Source organism: Actinoplanes cyaneus (assembly GCF_016862095.1).
In the GTDB taxonomy this organism is placed as follows: domain Bacteria; phylum Actinomycetota; class Actinomycetes; order Mycobacteriales; family Micromonosporaceae; genus Actinoplanes; species Actinoplanes cyaneus.
The window spans coordinates 80,492-96,524 of the sequence record NZ_BOMH01000070.1; the positions used below are offsets into that span (position 1 = coordinate 80,492).

Annotated in this window: 14 protein-coding genes; 12 read left to right on the forward strand and 2 right to left on the reverse strand. The window is 70.4% G+C overall.

The annotated features are described in order from the left end of the window. Window positions 1–42 precede the first annotated feature (42 nt). On the forward strand, window positions 43–1,044 hold the full coding sequence (locus tag Acy02nite_RS39270) for a glycine betaine ABC transporter substrate-binding protein (RefSeq protein WP_203753271.1): 1,002 nt from the start codon (window positions 43–45) through the stop codon (window positions 1,042–1,044). Window positions 1,045–1,141: 97 nt separating this feature from the next. Continuing rightward, the gene (locus Acy02nite_RS39275; RefSeq protein WP_203753274.1) at window positions 1,142–2,995 is read left to right on the forward strand and encodes a hypothetical protein; all 1,854 of its coding nucleotides are present in this window, start codon (window positions 1,142–1,144) and stop codon (window positions 2,993–2,995) included. A 1-nt stretch (window position 2,996) separates the two neighbouring features. Here the strand turns inward: Acy02nite_RS39275 and Acy02nite_RS39280 are convergent, their stop codons facing one another. Both Acy02nite_RS39280 and Acy02nite_RS39285 read right to left on the reverse strand, forming a co-directional pair. Next, window positions 2,997–4,151: an NADH-quinone oxidoreductase subunit D gene (locus Acy02nite_RS39280; protein WP_203753277.1), complete on the reverse strand. Its 1,155-nt coding sequence runs from the start codon at window positions 4,149–4,151 to the stop codon at window positions 2,997–2,999. A 90-nt stretch (window positions 4,152–4,241) separates the two neighbouring features. Continuing rightward, on the reverse strand, window positions 4,242–5,216 hold the full coding sequence (locus Acy02nite_RS39285) for an SAM-dependent methyltransferase (RefSeq protein ID WP_239175626.1): 975 nt from the start codon (window positions 5,214–5,216) through the stop codon (window positions 4,242–4,244). Between the two features lie 296 nt (window positions 5,217–5,512). On the opposite strand from Acy02nite_RS39285, the gene Acy02nite_RS39290 reads away from it, so the two are divergent. The 10 genes from Acy02nite_RS39290 to Acy02nite_RS39335 all read left to right on the forward strand — a co-directional run. Then, a complete protein-coding gene (locus Acy02nite_RS39290; RefSeq protein ID WP_203753279.1) occupies window positions 5,513–6,370 on the forward strand; it encodes a Rossmann-like and DUF2520 domain-containing protein in 858 nt (285 codons plus the stop codon). Window positions 6,371–6,425: 55 nt separating this feature from the next. Beyond that, on the forward strand, window positions 6,426–7,259 hold the full coding sequence (panC, locus tag Acy02nite_RS39295; RefSeq protein ID WP_203753282.1) for a pantoate--beta-alanine ligase: 834 nt from the start codon (window positions 6,426–6,428) through the stop codon (window positions 7,257–7,259). Continuing rightward, window positions 7,259–7,687 (forward strand): aspartate 1-decarboxylase, encoded by a 429-nt coding sequence (panD, locus tag Acy02nite_RS39300; protein WP_203753285.1) that lies wholly within the window; start codon window positions 7,259–7,261, stop codon window positions 7,685–7,687. The genes panC and panD overlap by 1 nt, the downstream gene beginning before the upstream one ends. A 127-nt stretch (window positions 7,688–7,814) precedes the next feature. After that, the gene (locus Acy02nite_RS39305; RefSeq protein ID WP_239175627.1) at window positions 7,815–8,777 is read left to right on the forward strand and encodes a septum formation family protein; all 963 of its coding nucleotides are present in this window, start codon (window positions 7,815–7,817) and stop codon (window positions 8,775–8,777) included. A 62-nt stretch (window positions 8,778–8,839) separates the two neighbouring features. After that, a complete protein-coding gene (locus Acy02nite_RS39310; RefSeq protein ID WP_203753291.1) occupies window positions 8,840–10,486 on the forward strand; it encodes an L-aspartate oxidase in 1,647 nt (548 codons plus the stop codon). After that, complete coding sequence (gene nadC / locus Acy02nite_RS39315) at window positions 10,483–11,340, forward strand: carboxylating nicotinate-nucleotide diphosphorylase (protein ID WP_203753294.1); 858 nt, start codon at window positions 10,483–10,485, stop codon at window positions 11,338–11,340. Before Acy02nite_RS39310 ends, nadC begins: the two co-directional genes overlap by 4 nt. 52 nt (window positions 11,341–11,392) lie before the next feature. Further along, window positions 11,393–12,151: a type III pantothenate kinase gene (locus Acy02nite_RS39320; protein WP_203753296.1), complete on the forward strand. Its 759-nt coding sequence runs from the start codon at window positions 11,393–11,395 to the stop codon at window positions 12,149–12,151. Between the two features lie 75 nt (window positions 12,152–12,226). Then, window positions 12,227–13,735, forward strand: a complete 1,509-nt coding sequence (gene lysS, locus Acy02nite_RS39325; RefSeq protein ID WP_203753299.1) for a lysine--tRNA ligase — start codon at window positions 12,227–12,229, stop codon at window positions 13,733–13,735. Between the two features lie 105 nt (window positions 13,736–13,840). After that, window positions 13,841–14,197 carry a histone-like nucleoid-structuring protein Lsr2 gene (locus Acy02nite_RS39330; protein WP_203753302.1) on the forward strand — a complete coding sequence of 119 codons (357 nt, stop codon included), beginning with the start codon at window positions 13,841–13,843 and terminating at the stop codon, window positions 14,195–14,197. A 329-nt stretch (window positions 14,198–14,526) separates the two neighbouring features. After that, on the forward strand, window positions 14,527–16,033 hold a 1,507-nt coding region (locus Acy02nite_RS39335; protein WP_203753305.1), incomplete at its 3' end, for a Clp protease N-terminal domain-containing protein.

A 16,033-nucleotide genomic window follows, 5' to 3' on the forward strand; every position in this document is an offset into this window, starting at 1 on the left:
CACCGCCACAAGGGCGGTTCCGGGACACAGAAGGCGGCAGTAATGCGTCACAACCTTTTCCGCACGGCCGGGGTTCTTGCCGCGGCCGTCGTCGTCCTGGCCGGCTGTGGTGAGGCCGGTTCCTCCGGCACCGAGGCGCCTCCGTCGGCAGCGGCCGGCGCGGGCGCGGGCTGCGCTCCGGTCGCGGGTGACAAGCTGGTCGTCCTCACCGACGACAAGAAGCTGCAGAACACCGACAACGTCATACCGGCGATCAACAAGAAGGCGTCCAGCCCCGAGCTGGTCGCCGCGCTGGACAAGGTGTCCGCGGCGCTGGACACGGCCAAGCTGGTCGAGCTGAACAAGGCCGTCGACATCGACCGCAAGTCCTCCAAGGCCGCCGCTCAGGACTTCGCCACGGCGAACAAGCTGACCGACGGTCTCGCCAAGGGCAAGGGTGGCAACGTCACCGTCGGCGCGGCGAACTTCAGCGAGAACGCGACGCTCGGCGAGCTCTACGGCATCGTCCTGACCGCGGCCGGCTACACCGTGAAGGTGCAGCAGATCGGCAACCGCGAACTCTACGAGCCGGCCCTGGAGAAGGGCGACCTCACCGTCGTCCCGGAGTATGCGGCGACTCTCGCGACCTTTCTCTCCGGCAAGGTCGACAAGAACGCGGCGGACCCGTCCTCGTCGGATCTGGACGCCACGGTGACCAATCTCAAGGCGCTCGGTGACAAGCGCGGCCTGGTCTTCGGCCAGCCCAGCCAGGCGCAGGACCAGAACGCGTTCGCCGTCACCACCACCTTCGCCGAGAAGTACGCCTTGACCACTCTCTCCGACCTGGCGTCGAAGTGCTCCGGCGCGGCGACCGTGCTCGGTGGCCCGGCCGAGTGCCCGCAGCGGCCCAAGTGCCAGCAGGGCCTGGTCACGACGTACAACTTCCAGGCCGGCAAGTTCGACACCCTGGACGCCGGTGGCCCGCTCACCAAGAACGGTCTGAAGACCGGCACGATCTCGGTCGGCCTGGTCTTCAGCTCGGACGGCGCACTGGCCGCGGGCTGACGCCCCGTCGAACGTTCGGTCCGAACGCCGGGTCGGTGTGTGCCACCCGGCGTTCGGCCGTTTCGTCCTTGGCGCACTCTCGGTAACATCAGCGCCCATGCCGGAACGCGACGCCCAAGCGGGACACAGCGCACGCCTGCTCCGCGGTCTCCTGTGGGCGGGGGTGATCCTCGCTCCCGTGGCGGCCGCTGTCGTGCTGATCGGCGGCAGCCCCGGATCGGTCCGGTTCGCGGTGCTGCTGATCGCGGTCAGCGTCGTCCTGGTCGGCGCATCAGTGCTGATCCGCAGCGATCCCGTGCTGCTCAGGATGGATGTCGAGGATCGTGTCGCGGAAGAGGTCGACCGTCTCCGCAAGGAGTTGACGGCGGAGATCTCGGCGCACGCCGTCGATGGCCAGGCCACGCCGGATCCGAGCCGGCCGCCGCTGCCGCCGCGCCGTCCCGGTGGCGGCCGCGCTCCGGTCGGGGCCGTCGCTGCGGCGCCCGGTGCCTACGGTCCGCAGTCGGGCCGGGGCGCTGAGCAAGGAGCCGAGTTCGGTTTCCCGCCGGAGGGTCAGTCGAACGGCTTCTTCGGCGACGAGTCCGGCTACGAGGATCAGCAAGACTTCAACGGCCGGCCGGCGTACGAGGACGGGCAGCCCGCTTTCAACGGCCAGCCCGGTTTCCATGGCCAGCCCGGGTTCGACGACCAAGGCGGGTTCGACGGCCAGCCTGGGTTCGACGGTCAGGCCGGGTTCGACGATCAGGGTGGGTTCGAGAATCCGGCGACCTACGGGCCGGGGCCGAACGGTGACGGTTACGACGCCGAGCCCGTCTACGCCGATCAGCAGAACGACTACTACGACGAGTACGGGCAGCCGAGCGTCCCGGAACCGCCCCGCCCGGTCAACGGCGGCCGTGCGGTTGTCGCCGGCAGCGCCCGCCCGATGTCGCCCGGAGGCCCGGCCGGTCGCGCTTCTGCTGCCGTACCCACCGGTTCCGCCTCGGTGGGCGCCGCCGCCGTCGCACCCCCGCAGACCGGCCCGCTGCCCCGCCAGCGCGGCGCCGCCTCGGTTCCCGCCCCGGCCGCCGGCGTGGCCCGCGCATCGGTCACGCCGCCCAGCCCCGGCGGCCCGATCCCCGTTCCGGCCGGCGGCCCCGTGCCGGTCCAGGGCGGTCCGCTGCCCGGCAAAGCCGGCGGTCCCGTGCCGGGCCCGCGTGGTGGCCCGATGAACGGCCCTGCCGGCGGTCCGATGCCTGGTCCCGGTGGTGTTCCGATGAACGGCCCGGCTGGTGGTGGCCCGATCAACGGCATGGCCGGTGGTGGCCCCATCAACGGCCAGGCCGGCGGTCCGGTGCCCGGCCCCGGTGGTGGACCGATGAACGGCCCGGCACGCGGTCCTGTGCCAGGCCCAGGTGGCCCGGTGGGCCCAAGCGTCCCGGTTGGCCCAGGTGGCCCCGGTGGTGGCGTCTACGGTGCCGGCGGACAACCCGGCCCCCGGGCCGCCGCCGCTGTCCGCCCCGCAGGCACCTACGGCCGCCCGGAGGCCCCGAACGGTTATGCCGAGGCCGGCGACGATTTCGGACCCGGCTACGGCGCGGGCCCGGCGAACGCCACCGGTGCGCCCGGTGAGGACTTCGGCCCGGGTTACGGCGGCCCCGGCAACGGCTACGGTGCCGACGGATACGGCCCCGAGAACGGATACGGCCCCGACAACGGATACGGCCCGGAAAACGGTTACGGTCCCGGCAACGGCTACGACCCTCAGGACGGCTACGACCCTCAGGACGGCTACGGACCGGAGAACGGTTACGGACCGGACGGCAACTACGCCCCCGACCAGAACGGCGTCGACTCCGGGGATTACAAGGCTCGCCGCCACCGCCCGTCCGCGAACGACACGAACGTCGGCTCCCTCGCCGACTTCGCCAACCTGCCCGGTTACCGGGGGGACGCCCAGGGCAACTGGTGACCTACTTGTCGATGTCTCCGACCACGAAGAACATCGACCCCAGGATCGCGATCAGATCCGGCACCAGGCACCCGGGGATGAGCGTCGCCAGCGCCTGCACGTTGGCGTAGGAGGCGGTTCGCAGTTTGAGCCGCCACGGCGTCTTGTCCCCGCGCGACACCAGGTAGTACCCGTTGACCCCGAGCGGGTTCTCGGTCCACGCGTACGTGTGGCCCTCGGGCGCCTTGACGACCTTGGGCAGGCGCACGTTCACCGGTCCGCCGATCCGGTCCACCCGGTCCAGGCACTGGTCGACCAGATCGAGCGAGACCATCACCTGCTCCAGCAGCACCGCGAAGCGGGCGTGGCAGTCGCCGGCGGTGCGCGTCACCACTGGCACGTCCAGTTCGTCGTACGCCAGATAGGGCTCGTCGCGGCGGACGTCGAAGTCCAGACCGCTGGCCCTCGCGACCGGACCCGACGCCCCGAAGGCCGCGGCATCGGCCGCGGACAGGACACCGACGCCGACCGTCCGCGCCAGGAAGATGTCGTTCTTGTGGATGATCCGGTCCAGGTCGGGCATCCGCCGCCGGACCGCGGCGACCGCCTGCCGCGCCCGTTTCGTCCACCCGGCCGGGACCTCCTCCTTCAGCCCGCCGACCCGGTTGAACATGTAGTGGATGCGTCCGCCGGAGACCTCCTCCATGACGGTCTGCAGCGTCTCCCGCTCGCGGAAGGCGTAGAACATCGGCGTGATCGCGCCGATCTCCAACGGGTAGGAGCCGAGGAACATCAGGTGGTTCAGCACCCGGTTCAGCTCGGCGAGCGCCATCCGCAGCCAGACCGCACGCTCCGGCACCTCGATGCCCATCAGCCGCTCGACGGCGAGCACCACGCCCAGCTCGTTCGAGAACGCGGAGAGCCAGTCGTGCCGGTTCGCCAGCATGATGATCTGCCGGTAGTCCCGCACCTCGAACAGCTTCTCCGCGCCGCGGTGCATGTATCCCACGATCGGCTCGCAGGCGACGACCCGCTCGCCGTCCAGCGTCAGCTTCAGCCGCAGCACACCGTGCGTCGACGGATGCTGCGGCCCGATGTTGAGCACCATGTCGGCCGTCTCGAGCCCGGCCCCGGTCCCAACGGTCATCTCCCGCAGCGCATCCGTCACATCAGGCATCGTGCCACGCCTGCCTCCCCGGAGTCCGGGCCGACTTTCCCACCCGATCAAAACCCTCTTCCCGTACGTCGTGAAGCGCCCCACCCGCCCTCATGTGAGCGGCAGATCGATGCCGATCGGGTGCCAGAGCCACCAGTGCGCCCCGAGCCCGGTGGCCGAGGTCAGCTCAGCCGCCTCCCCGGCCCCGGACAGGGCCCGCAGATAAGCCGCCGGATCACTCCCGGCGAGCGACAGTGACGGCCGGGCCCCGCTCACCCCGAGGGCCCGCAGAGCGTCCCGCTGCCGGACCAGCTCGCCGGGAACCCCGGTGGCGAGGGCGGCCGAGTCCACGGCGACGTGCGCGGTCACGTCGCAGCTCCCGTCCGGCACGGGCGGCACCTGTCGCCCCGCACGGAACCCGGCCAACGTCCCCAGCGGCGGCCTCTCGTCCTTGCGGTGCCCGTAGTCGACACAGAGCGCGGCCCCGAGCCGCACCCGGTCGACCGCATCGGCCCACGCCGCGTCCCGTGCGGCCCCGATCTCGACGCGCCCCGGGCCCGGCCACCACCGGGCCGCCCAGAAGACCTCCGCCGGATCGGCCGGGCCGCCGATCGTCTCGACGCCGGTGTGCCGGTCCACCAGGACTTTCCGCAGCCGCCCGCCCGCATCGGTCTCCACCACGTCGAGCGGCACGTTGTCCAGCCACTCGGTGGCGACCAGTAGCCCGGTCACCTCCTCCGGCACGTCGCGCCGCCAGTGGATCCGCCCGTCGAGCCCGGTCGGCCGGGGCGCCATCTCCACGCCCACCGGCCGCACGCGTGCGACCAGGTCGGCGGGCAGCATCAGGCAGAGTGCGGTGAGCAGCTCGCCCCGCCCGGCGCCCACGTCGACCAGGTCGAACCGCTCGGGCCGGCCCAGCGCCGCGTCCACCCGCTCGACCACCTGGGCCAGCGCCCGGGCGAACAGCGGCGAGGCGTGCACGCTGGTCCGGAAGTGATCACCCGGGCCGTCGGCGGGCCGCACGAAGAACCCGCCGGCCCCATAGAGAGCCGACTGCGTGGCCAGCCGCCACCCGATCCCCGTCACGCCGCGACCTTAACCATTCCGGCGCCCGCGGCGCTCGCGCCGGCGGATGCCCTGTGGACAACCCGCGGCTGTGGAAAACCTCAGGGCCCGGCGCTCCAGGGGGTAGGTATTGCGGAGACGGAAGGCGGCCGGCGGGAGGAGGAGGCTCGTGGCGACGTTCCGGCTCAGCGAACCGTGGGAGCGGCCGAACGGGGTAGGAACCCGGCGGTGCGGTTGTTCACACGTGGTTGCTACCGGCGTGTTACGGCGGCGCATACTGGCGCTCGACCGGTACCCCGATCGTGAGGACTGGATCCATGAGGACATTGACTGTCGGCGTGGTCGGCGCCGGCCGGGTGGGCGCGGTGCTGGGCGCTGCGCTGAGTGCTGCCGGGCACCGGGTGGTGGCCGCCGCGGCTGTCTCCGGGGCGTCACGGGAGCGGGCGGCCCGGCTGTTGCCGCAGGCCGCGGTGCTCCCCGCCGACGAGGTGGCCCGCGCTGCGACCGATCTGTTGCTGATCGCCGTTCCGGATGACGCTCTGCGCGGTGTGGTCGCCGGTCTGCACAGCACCGGCGCGCTCCGGGCGGATCAGGTTGTTGCTCACACCTCCGGTGCTCACGGGCTGGACGTTTTCGGCGATGTGAACGGCATGGCCCTGCACCCCGCGATGACGTTCACCGGCGCGGAATCCGATCTCGCCCGGCTGCCCGGCATCGCGTGGGGCGTGACGACCCGCGATCGCGCGTTCGCCACGCGGCTGGTCGCCGATCTGGGCGGGGTGCCGGAGTGGATCGCCGAGCAGGCCCGCCCGGTCTATCACGCGGCGCTGGCGCACGGCGCGAACCATCTGGTCACGCTCGTCAACGAGGCCGCCGACACGCTGCGTGCGGCCGGGGTCGGTGAGCCCGCCCGGGTGTTGACGCCGCTGCTGACCGCGGCGCTGGACAACGCGCTGCGGATGGGGGACGCCGCGCTGACCGGGCCGGTCTCCCGGGGCGACGCCGGCACGGTCGCGAAGCATCTGGACCGGTTGCCCGCCGAGGCCGTACCGGCGTATCTGGCTCTTGCCCGGCGGACGGCGGACCGTGCCCTCGCGGCCGGAAGACTGCGCCCGCAGGATGCCGCGGCTCTGCTGGAGATTCTGTACCGAGCCGAGGTCGGGAGCCCCGCGTGACCGACTGCACCGCAGCGAAGCAAGGGCCAGGAGGGCACGCAATGGGAGGCACAGCGTGACCGAAGTGGTGCATACCCGCGACGAGTTGGCCGCGGCGCTGTCAAAAGCGGACAACGAGATCGCCGTCGTGATGACGATGGGCGCGCTGCACGAGGGGCACCGGCAGCTGATCCGGGTTGCCCGCGAGCGGTCGGACTTCGTCGTCGTGACGATCTTCGTGAACCCGTTGCAGTTCGGCCCGAACGAGGACTTCGAGAAGTACCCGCGGACTCTGGAGCAGGATCTCGAGGCGTGCCGGGCCGAGGGCGCCGCGGTGGTCTTCGCGCCGGGGCGGGACGACGTCTATCCCGGTGGCGCGCCGTCGATCACGATGAATCCGGGGCCGCTCGGCGCGATCCTGGAGGGCGCGAGCCGTCCGGGTCACTTCTCCGGCATGCTCACCGTGGTCGAGAAGTTGTTGCGGCTCACGCGCGCCGATGTCGCGTTCTTCGGCGAGAAGGACTTCCAGCAGCTGGCGCTGATCCGCCGGATGGCCGTGGATCTGGAACTCGGCGTGGAGATCATCGGCGTGCCGACCGTACGGGAAATCGATGGTCTTGCTCTGTCGAGTCGTAATCGGTACCTTTCGGCGGACGAGCGGATCTCGGCGCTGGCGCTGTCCCGTGCCTTGCGGGAGGGTGCCGCGCAGCACGACCCGGCTGCGGTTCTCGCCGCTGCCGGCAAGGTTCTGGCCGAGGAGCCGGGCGTGCGACTCGACTACCTCGAAGTGACCGGCGCCGACCTCGGTGACGTGCCGGTCGAAGGACCCGCTCGCCTGCTCGTGGCCGCCAGAGTCGGCGCCACGCGTCTGATCGACAACGTGCCGATCGTTCTCCGGAAGGAAGCTTGATGCTGCGCACCATGCTGAAGTCGAAGATCCACCGGGCCACCGTGACGCAGGCCGACCTGCACTACGTCGGTTCGGTGACCGTCGACCTCGACCTGATGGAGGCGGCCGATCTGCTGGCCGGGGAACTGGTGGCGATCGTCGACGTGACCAACGGCGCGCGCCTGGAGACCTACGTGATCCCGGGTGAGCGGGGCAGCGGCGTGATCGGCATCAACGGCGCCGCCGCGCACCTGGTTCACCCCGGTGACCTGGTCATCCTGATCTCTTACGGACAGATGGACGACGCCGAGGCGCGCGCCTACGAGCCGCGCGTCGTGCACGTGAACGCCGACAACAAGGTCATCGAGCTGGGCGCCGACCCGGCCGAGGCTGTTCCCGGCATGGTCGGCGACCTGGTCAGGGGAGATCTGACGCTCTCCACCCGCTGAGAGGCTGACTTTCCCGAACGCCGCCGATGAACCGCGCCGATCACCATATGATCGATAAATCGGACATCGGTGGCGTGCGGGAGGGTCCTTCATGCGAAACTGGCGGGCCCGATTCAAGGACCAAGGCTTGCGCGTACGCGACCGAGCCGCCCGTCTTCGTGAACGGCACGTCCGCTCCGGCCCCTGGCTGGGCTTCGACCTGGCCGCCACGCTCGGCGTGCTGCTGCTGGTCGCGGCCGGGTGCGGCAACCCCGGCCAGATCGACGGCGACCTGACCAACGACTGGACGGCGATGGCCCCGGCGACCGGCTTCGAACCGCTCGCCGAGACGTGCCACCTCGCCAACTTCGCCGCAGCCGGCCCGCGCGCGACCTACGAGGAGGTCGACTGCACGGTCCGGCATCGCACCGAGACGGTCTTCGTCGGCGCCTACACCGGGACGGCCGCGGATGCCGAGCAGCCGCCGCCGGAGACCTCCGCCGGGGCCCGCGCCGCCTACGCCACCTGCGATCAGAAGACCAGCGCGTACGTGGGTGGGCCGTGGCGCACCGCCCGGCTGTGGATCGGCGTGACGCACCCGTCGCCGGCCGCCTGGACGGGCGGCGCCCGCTGGTTCCGCTGCGAGGTCCTCGAGCTCGACTCGATCGAGGACAACGGCGCGCTCGTCGAGCGGCAGGGCAGCCTGCGTGGCGTCCTGACGGCCGGCTCCGACCTGGAGCTCACCTGCTACGCGATCAAGCTCGGCCCGGGCGGCGCGATCGACACGATGCCACCGGCGGGATGCGGCGAGAAGCACAACGCCGAGTTCGCCGGGGTGTGGGACGCGCCGGCCGACGCGTCGTACCCGAAGGGCGACACCGCCTGGGAGGAGTTCCACGACGGGTGCCGGACGGTGGTCGCCCGGTACACCGGCGTGCCCGACGACAAGAACCTGGAATTCCGTACCGGCGTGGTCTCCCTGCCCGGCAACGCCGACGTCTGGTCGCAGGGTGACCGCGGCGTGCGCTGCTACCTATGGCTGGACGGCGCCGAGCTGACCACCTCGCTGAGAGGCAAGGGAATCACGGCACTGCCCGTCCAGTACAAGTAACGGTGACCACTGATGGTGCCCCCGCCGTGACGGGTGCGCGCGAGCGGAGTGTACTGACACACATGTCACCTCTCGCGGATCTGCCGGCACTGCCGCGCCGGCTCGCCGCCGCCGAGCCCGGCTGGAACGAGACCACCGACGTGGTTGTGGTCGGTTCCGGCGTCGCCGGGCTGACCGCCGCGCTGCATCTGCGCGAGCGCGGCCTGCACGTCACGGTGGTCACCAAGGTCAACATCGACGACGGCTCGACGCGCTGGGCGCAGGGCGGGATCGCCGGGGTCCTCGACCCGCTGGACACGCCGCAGGCGCACGCCTACGACACCGAGATCGCCGGTGTCGGGCTGTGCGACCCGGAGGCGGTGAAGGTGCTGGTCGAGGAGGGCCCGGCGCGGATCCGGGAGCTGATCCGCCGGGGTGCCGAGTTCGACCGCAACCCGGACGGCTCGCTCATGCTGACCCGCGAGGGCGGCCACCGGGCGGACCGGATCGTGCACGCCGGCGGCGACGCGACCGGCGCCGAGGTGCAGCGCGCCCTGCACGCCGCGGTCCGCCGCGACCCGTGGATCCGGCTCGTCGAGCACGCCCTGGTGCTGGACCTGCTGCGCGCCGCCGACGGCCGGGCCTGCGGGATCACCCTGCACGTGCTCGGCGAGGGCTCGGAGGACGGTGTCGGCGCCATCCTGGCCCGCGCGGTCGTGCTGGCCACCGGCGGGATGGGGCAGATCTACGCCTCCACCACGAACCCGTCGGTCTCCACCGGCGACGGCGTGGCGCTCGCGCTGCGGGCCGGCGCCGCGGTCACCGACGTGGAGTTCGTCCAGTTCCACCCGACCTCGTTCGTCACCGCAGACCTGAGCTCGGTGCAGCGGCCGCTGATCTCCGAGGCGCTGCGTGGCGAGGGCGCGCACCTGGTCGACGAGAGCGGCACGCGCTTCATGGTCGGCCAGCACGAGCAGGCCGAGCTCGCCCCGCGCGACGTGGTGGCCAAGGGCATCTACCGGGTGCTGCGCTCGACCGGGGCGGACCACGTCTACCTGGACGCGCGGCATCTCGGCAAGGAGTTCCTGGAGGGCCGCTTCCCGACGATCATGGCGTCCACCCGGGCGGCCGGCGTGGACCCGGCGACCGAGCTGATCCCGGTGGCGCCGGCCGCGCACTACGCCTCCGGCGGGGTCCGTACCGACCTGCACGGGCGGACCAGCATCGCCGGCCTGTACGCGTGCGGGGAGGTCGCCTGCACCGGCGTGCACGGAGCGAACCGCCTGGCCAGCAACTCGCTGCTGGAGGGTCTGGTCTTCGCCAAGCGCATCGCCGACGACATCGGCCGGGACCTGCCGCCCCAAGCCGATCCGGTACGGGTGAACATGACGCCGGCGTGGGTCGCCGACCCGGCGATCCGGGTGGACCTGCAGCGCACCATGACCCGGGGCGCCGGCGTGCTGCGCTCGGCCGACTCGCTCGACACCGCGGCCAAGGAGCTCTCCCGGCTGGCCGAGTCCCGTGCCACCCCGAACACCGCGGCGTGGGAGGCGACGAACCTGCTCACCGTCGCCGCCGCGCTGGTCGCCTCGGCCCGCAGCCGCAGGGAGACGCGCGGCTGCCACTGGCGCGAGGATTACCCGACCGCGGCCGACGAGTGGCGCGGCCACCTGCTCGACAGCATTGCTCGTGACGGCAGCATGACCCAGGACTTCCAGGAGATGCAGTGATCGACTTCGGGTTGGACTTCGCGGAAGTCCAGCGGATCGTGCTGACCGCGCTCGCCGAGGATCTCGGCGACCCGCCGCGCGACGTGACCAGTGAGGCCACCATCCCGGCCGGCCAGGTCGACACGGCCGAGCTGGTGGCCCGCGCCGACGGCGTGGTCGCCGGCCTCCCGGTCGCGGCCGAGGTCTTCGCGGTCACCTCGCAGGGGCACGCCGAGTTCCGCCAGGTCGCCGGCGAGGGCGACCGCGTGGTCCGCGGCGACGTGCTGGCCGTCGTGACCGGGCCGACCCGCTCGCTGCTCACCGCCGAGCGCACCGCGCTGAACCTGATCAGCCGGATGTCCGGCGTCGCCACCCACACCCGGAAGTGGGCCGACCAGCTCGAGGGCACCAGGGCGACAGTGCTGGACACCCGCAAGACCACCCCGGGCCTGCGGTCGCTGGAGAAGTACGCGGTCCGGGTCGGCGGCGGCACCAACAAGCGCATGGGCCTGTACGACGTTGCCATGATCAAGGACAACCACAAGCTGGCCGCGGGGAGCATCACCGCGGCGTACCGGCTGGTCCGCGACACGTTCCCGGAGGTGGCGGTACAGGTCGAGGTGACCACGCTGGCCGAGGCGCGGGAGGCGGTGGACGCGGGCGCGACGTTCCTGCTCTGCGACAACATGACGCCCGAGCTGCTGACCGAGGTGGTCGCGGCGATCGGCGGGCGGGCCGAGCTGGAGGCGACCGGGAACCTGACCCTCGCCACGGCGGCGGCCTATGCGGCGACCGGTGTGGACTATCTGTCGGTGGGCGGGCTGACGCACTCCTCGCCGATCCTGGACATCGCCATGGACCTGCGTGCCCGGTGAGTGCTCCGCCCGTACAAAATGGGGGTCTTGATTGTGATTCTTAGGGGCACCCGTGCTGCTTTGCATTGACATCGGTAACACGAACACCGTGCTGGCCACCTTCGACGGTGACAAGCTGGTGCACAACTGGCGGATCAAGACCGACGCCGCCTCGACCGCGGACGAGCTCGGCCTGATGTTCCGTGGCCTGCTGGCCGGCGACGCGGTGGAGATCACCGGGGTGGCGGCCTGCTCCACGGTGCCGGCCGCGCTGCGCAACCTGCGCACGATGCTGAAGCGGTACTACGGCGACGTGCCCAGCGTGATCGTCGAGCCGGGCGTGAAGACCGGCGTGCAACTCGCCATCGACAACCCCAAGGAGGTGGGCGCGGACCGGGTGGTGAACACCCTCGCGGCGCACGCCCTCTACGGCGGGCCGTCGATCGTCGTCGACTTCGGCACCACCACCAACTTCGATCTGATCAGCGCGAAGGGCGAGTTCCTGGGCGGCGCGTTCGCCCCGGGCATCGAGATCTCCTTCGACGCGCTCGCCGCCCGCGCCGCCCAGCTGCGCAAGGTCGAGCCGACCAAGCCGCGCTCGGTGATCGGGAAGAACACCGTGGAGTGTCTGCAGGCCGGGCTCTACTACGGCTTCGGCGGTCAGGTCGACCGGATCGTCGAGCGCATGGTCGAGGAGATCGGGCCGGTCAAGGCGGTGATCGCCACCGGTGGCCTGGCCTGGCTGGTGAAGGACGAGTGCCGCACGCTGACCGCGCACGAGCCGATGATCACGCTGATCGGGCTGCGGATGGTATATGAGCGGAACGTCTGAACCGGGCTGAGTAGGCTTTCCAGGTCTCGTAAAGCCCCCACTACACCAGCCGCCACTACACCAGGAAGACGTGCCGTGACCGAGCAGAACGTGCCAGTGACCGATCCCGCCGATGACCTACCCGAGCAGATGAAGGTCCGCCGGGCGAAGCGGGACCAACTGCTGGCCAAGGGCATCGCGCCCTACCCGGTCACCGTCCCGCGGACGATCAGCCTGGCCGAGATCCGCGCGCAGTACGCGGAGCTGCCGACCGACACCGCCAGCGGCGACCAGGTCTCCGTCACGGGCCGGGTGATCTTCGTCCGGAACGGTGGCAAGCTCTGCTTCGCGACCCTGCGCGAGGGCGACGGCACCGAGCTGCAGGCGATGCTCTCGCTGGACAAGGTCGGTGCCGAGGGCCTGGAGGACTGGAAGCGCCTGGTCGATCTGGGCGACCTGGTCGCGATCACCGGTGAGGTGATAACCAGCCGGCGCGGCGAGCTCTCCGTTCTCGCCGATTCCTGGTCGATGAGCGCCAAGGCGTTGCGGCCGCTTCCGGTCGCGCACAAGCCGCTTTCCGAGGAAACCCGGGTGCGGCAGCGTTATGTGGATCTGATCGTCCGGCCGCAGGCCAGGGACACTGTGCGTACTCGCGCAACCGTGGTCCGTAGCCTTCGCGAGTCGCTGTTCCGCCGCAATTATCTCGAGGTGGAAACGCCGATGTTGCAGTTGCTGCACGGCGGCGCGACGGCCCGGCCGTTTGTGACGCACAGCAACGCACTGGATACCGATCTTTATCTGCGGATCGCGCCGGAACTGTTTTTGAAGCGCGCCGTCGTCGGTGGCATCGACCGGGTCTTCGAGATCAACAGGAACTTCCGTAATGAGGGCATGGACTCCAGTCACTCCCCGGAGTTCGCCATGCTCGAGGCCTATCAGGCGTATGCGGACTACAACGTGATGCAGGTCCAGGTGCGGGAGTGGATTCAGGAGGCCGCGCAGGCCGTCTCCGGCTCCCACGTGGTCACCCACTACGACGGCACCGAGATCGACTTCGGTGGCGAGTGGAGGCAGATCACCCTGTTCGGCTCGATCTCCGAGGCGCTGGGTGAGGAGGTCACGATCGAGACCGATCTGGCCCAGCTCCAGGCGTACGCGGAGAAGGTCCAGCTCGGTGTCGACCCCAAGTGGAGCGCGGGCAAGCTGGCCGAGGAATTGTTCGAGCACCTCGTTCAGCACACGCTGCAGGCGCCGACCTTCGTCCGGGACTACCCGGAGGAGACGGCTCCGCTGACCGCGCCGCACCGCGAGACGCCCGGCCTGACCGAGAAGTGGGATCTCTACGTCGGCGGCTTCGAACTCGGCACCGCGTATTCGGAACTGGTCGACCCGGTCGTCCAGCGGGACCGGCTCGTCGCCCAGTCGCTGCTGGCGGCCGGTGGTGACGCCGAGGCGATGCAGCTCGACGAAGATTTTCTCCGGGCCATGGAGTACGGAATGCCGCCGTCCGGCGGCATGGGAATGGGAATCGATCGCCTGTTGATGGCCCTCACCGGCCTGGGCATTCGGGAAACGATCCTGTTCCCGTTGGTCCGCCCGGAGTAGCCGCCCGTCAATTATCGCCCCCCGCCATTGACGGGCGATGTCCCCCTGGCGTTATTGTTCTCCCATTGCGTGGGAGAGAACCTGTGTTCGGGAGGATAACGGCGCGTGGCCAAGCAGATCATTCACAAGCTGGTCGATGACATCGACGGTGGCGACGCCGACGAGACGGTGAAGTTCGCTCTCGACGGTATTCAGTACGAGATCGACCTCTCGGAGAAGAACGCCGCAGAATTGCGGGAGGTCTTCGCTCAGTACGTCGCCGCAGGCACCAAGGTGGCCCGGGGCGGTGTGGTCGTCGGTGGCCGCGCGGCTCGTGGCCGGGGCGGGGCAGCGGCCGACCGGGAGCAGAACAAAGCCATCCGGGAGTGGGCCAAGAAGTCCGGACGCGACATCTCCGACCGCGGGCGTATCCCGCAGGAGATCGTCGACGAGTACCACGCGAAGGGCCCTGGCCGGGACTGAGCCTGTCGCAGCGGAGGGCGTACCGATCATCGGTACGCCCTCTCGTGCTTCCCGTACGGTTATCCACAGGGCAGCGGTCTTTGTCCACAGGCTGTGGATCAGAGGGATTTCGCTGTCCGCGTACACGTTCGGGTAGGGGAACAGCCGCTGAGCGTGCGAAGTTGGCTAAATCAACGTTGCGGATCGTTTCGAGGGGCTGCGAGGGCCCAGCGGATCCTCCGGGCGGCGATAGAGTTACTGCACGGGTATCACCGATGCCCGTGCGCTGGCCGCGCAAGCTGTTGAGACAGGCTCAGCATTGGCGCACGGCACGTGAGGAGCACGAGGGCATGTTCGAGCGGTTCACCGACCGAGCGCGACGGGTTGTCGTCCTGGCCCAAGAAGAGGCCCGGATGCTCAACCACAACTACATCGGCACAGAGCACATCCTGCTCGGGCTGATCCACGAGGGAGAGGGCGTCGCCGCGAAGGCTCTGGAGAGCCTCGGCATCTCTCTCGAAGGCGTCCGGCAGCAGGTTGAGGAGATCATCGGCCAGGGCCAGCAGGCGCCGAGCGGGCACATCCCGTTCACGCCGCGGGCGAAGAAGGTGCTGGAGCTGTCTCTGCGGGAGGCGCTGCAGCTCGGCCACAACTACATCGGCACCGAGCACATCCTGCTCGGGCTGATCCGTGAGGGCGAGGGCGTCGCCGCCCAGGTGCTGGTCAAGCTCGGCGCCGACCTCAACCGGGTCCGCCAGCAGGTGATCCAGCTGCTCTCCGGTTACCAGGGCAAGGAGCCGGCCGCCGCGGGCACCGCCACCGGCGAGGCCGCACCGTCCACGTCGCTGGTCCTCGACCAGTTCGGGCGCAACCTGACGCAGGCCGCCCGCGAGGGCAAGCTCGACCCGGTCATCGGCCGGGAGAAGGAAATCGAGCGGGTCATGCAGGTGCTGTCCCGCCGCACCAAGAACAACCCGGTGCTGATCGGCGAGCCGGGCGTCGGCAAGACCGCCGTCGTCGAGGGCCTGTCCCAGTCCATCGTCAAGGGCGAGGTGCCCGAGACGCTGAAGGACAAGCAGCTCTACACGCTCGACCTGGGCGCGCTGGTCGCCGGCTCGCGTTACCGCGGTGACTTCGAGGAGCGCCTGAAGAAGGTGCTCAAGGAAATCCGCACGCGCGGCGACATCATCCTGTTCATCGACGAGATCCACACCCTGGTCGGCGCCGGCGCCGCCGAGGGCGCGATCGACGCCGCCTCGATCCTCAAGCCCATGCTGGCGCGTGGCGAGCTGCAGACGATCGGCGCGACCACCCTCGACGAGTACCGCAAGCACCTGGAGAAGGACGCCGCGCTCGAGCGCCGCTTCCAGCCGATCCAGGTCGGCGAGCCGTCCCTGGCACACACCATCGAGATCCTCAAGGGTCTCCGCGACCGTTACGAGGCGCACCACCGGATCAGCATCACCGACGCCGCCCTGGTGGCCGCCGCGACGCTGGCCGACCGGTACATCTCGGACCGGTTCCTGCCGGACAAGGCGATCGACCTGATCGACGAGGCCGGCGCACGGATGCGCATCCGCCGGATGACCGCGCCGCCGGACCTGCGTGACTTCGACGAGCGCATCGCCCAGGTGCGCCGCGACAAGGAGTCCGCGATCGACGCGCAGGACTTCGAGCGGGCCGCCCAGCTGCGCGACAAGGAGAAAACCCTCCTCGGCCAGAAGGCGCAGCGGGAGAAGGAGTGGAAGGCCGGCGACCTCGACGTCGTGTCCGAGGTCGACGACGAGCAGATCGCCGAGGTCCTGGGCAACTGGACCGGCATCCCGGTCTACAAGCTGACCGAGGAGGAGACTTCCC

Excerpts from the sequence above, each read along its gene's own strand:
- Acy02nite_RS39270 (WP_203753271.1), top strand. The coding sequence starts at position 43 with ATGCGTCACAACCTTTTCCGCACGGCCGGGGTTCTTGCCGCGGCCGTC.
- Acy02nite_RS39275 (WP_203753274.1), top strand. The coding sequence starts at position 1,142 with ATGCCGGAACGCGACGCCCAAGCGGGACACAGCGCACGCCTGCTCCGC.
- Acy02nite_RS39280 (WP_203753277.1), bottom strand. The coding sequence starts at position 4,151 with ATGCCTGATGTGACGGATGCGCTGCGGGAGATGACCGTTGGGACCGGG.
- Acy02nite_RS39290 (WP_203753279.1), top strand. The coding sequence starts at position 5,513 with ATGAGGACATTGACTGTCGGCGTGGTCGGCGCCGGCCGGGTGGGCGCG.
- panD (WP_203753285.1), top strand. The coding sequence starts at position 7,259 with ATGCTGCGCACCATGCTGAAGTCGAAGATCCACCGGGCCACCGTGACG.
- Acy02nite_RS39310 (WP_203753291.1), top strand. The coding sequence starts at position 8,840 with ATGTCACCTCTCGCGGATCTGCCGGCACTGCCGCGCCGGCTCGCCGCC.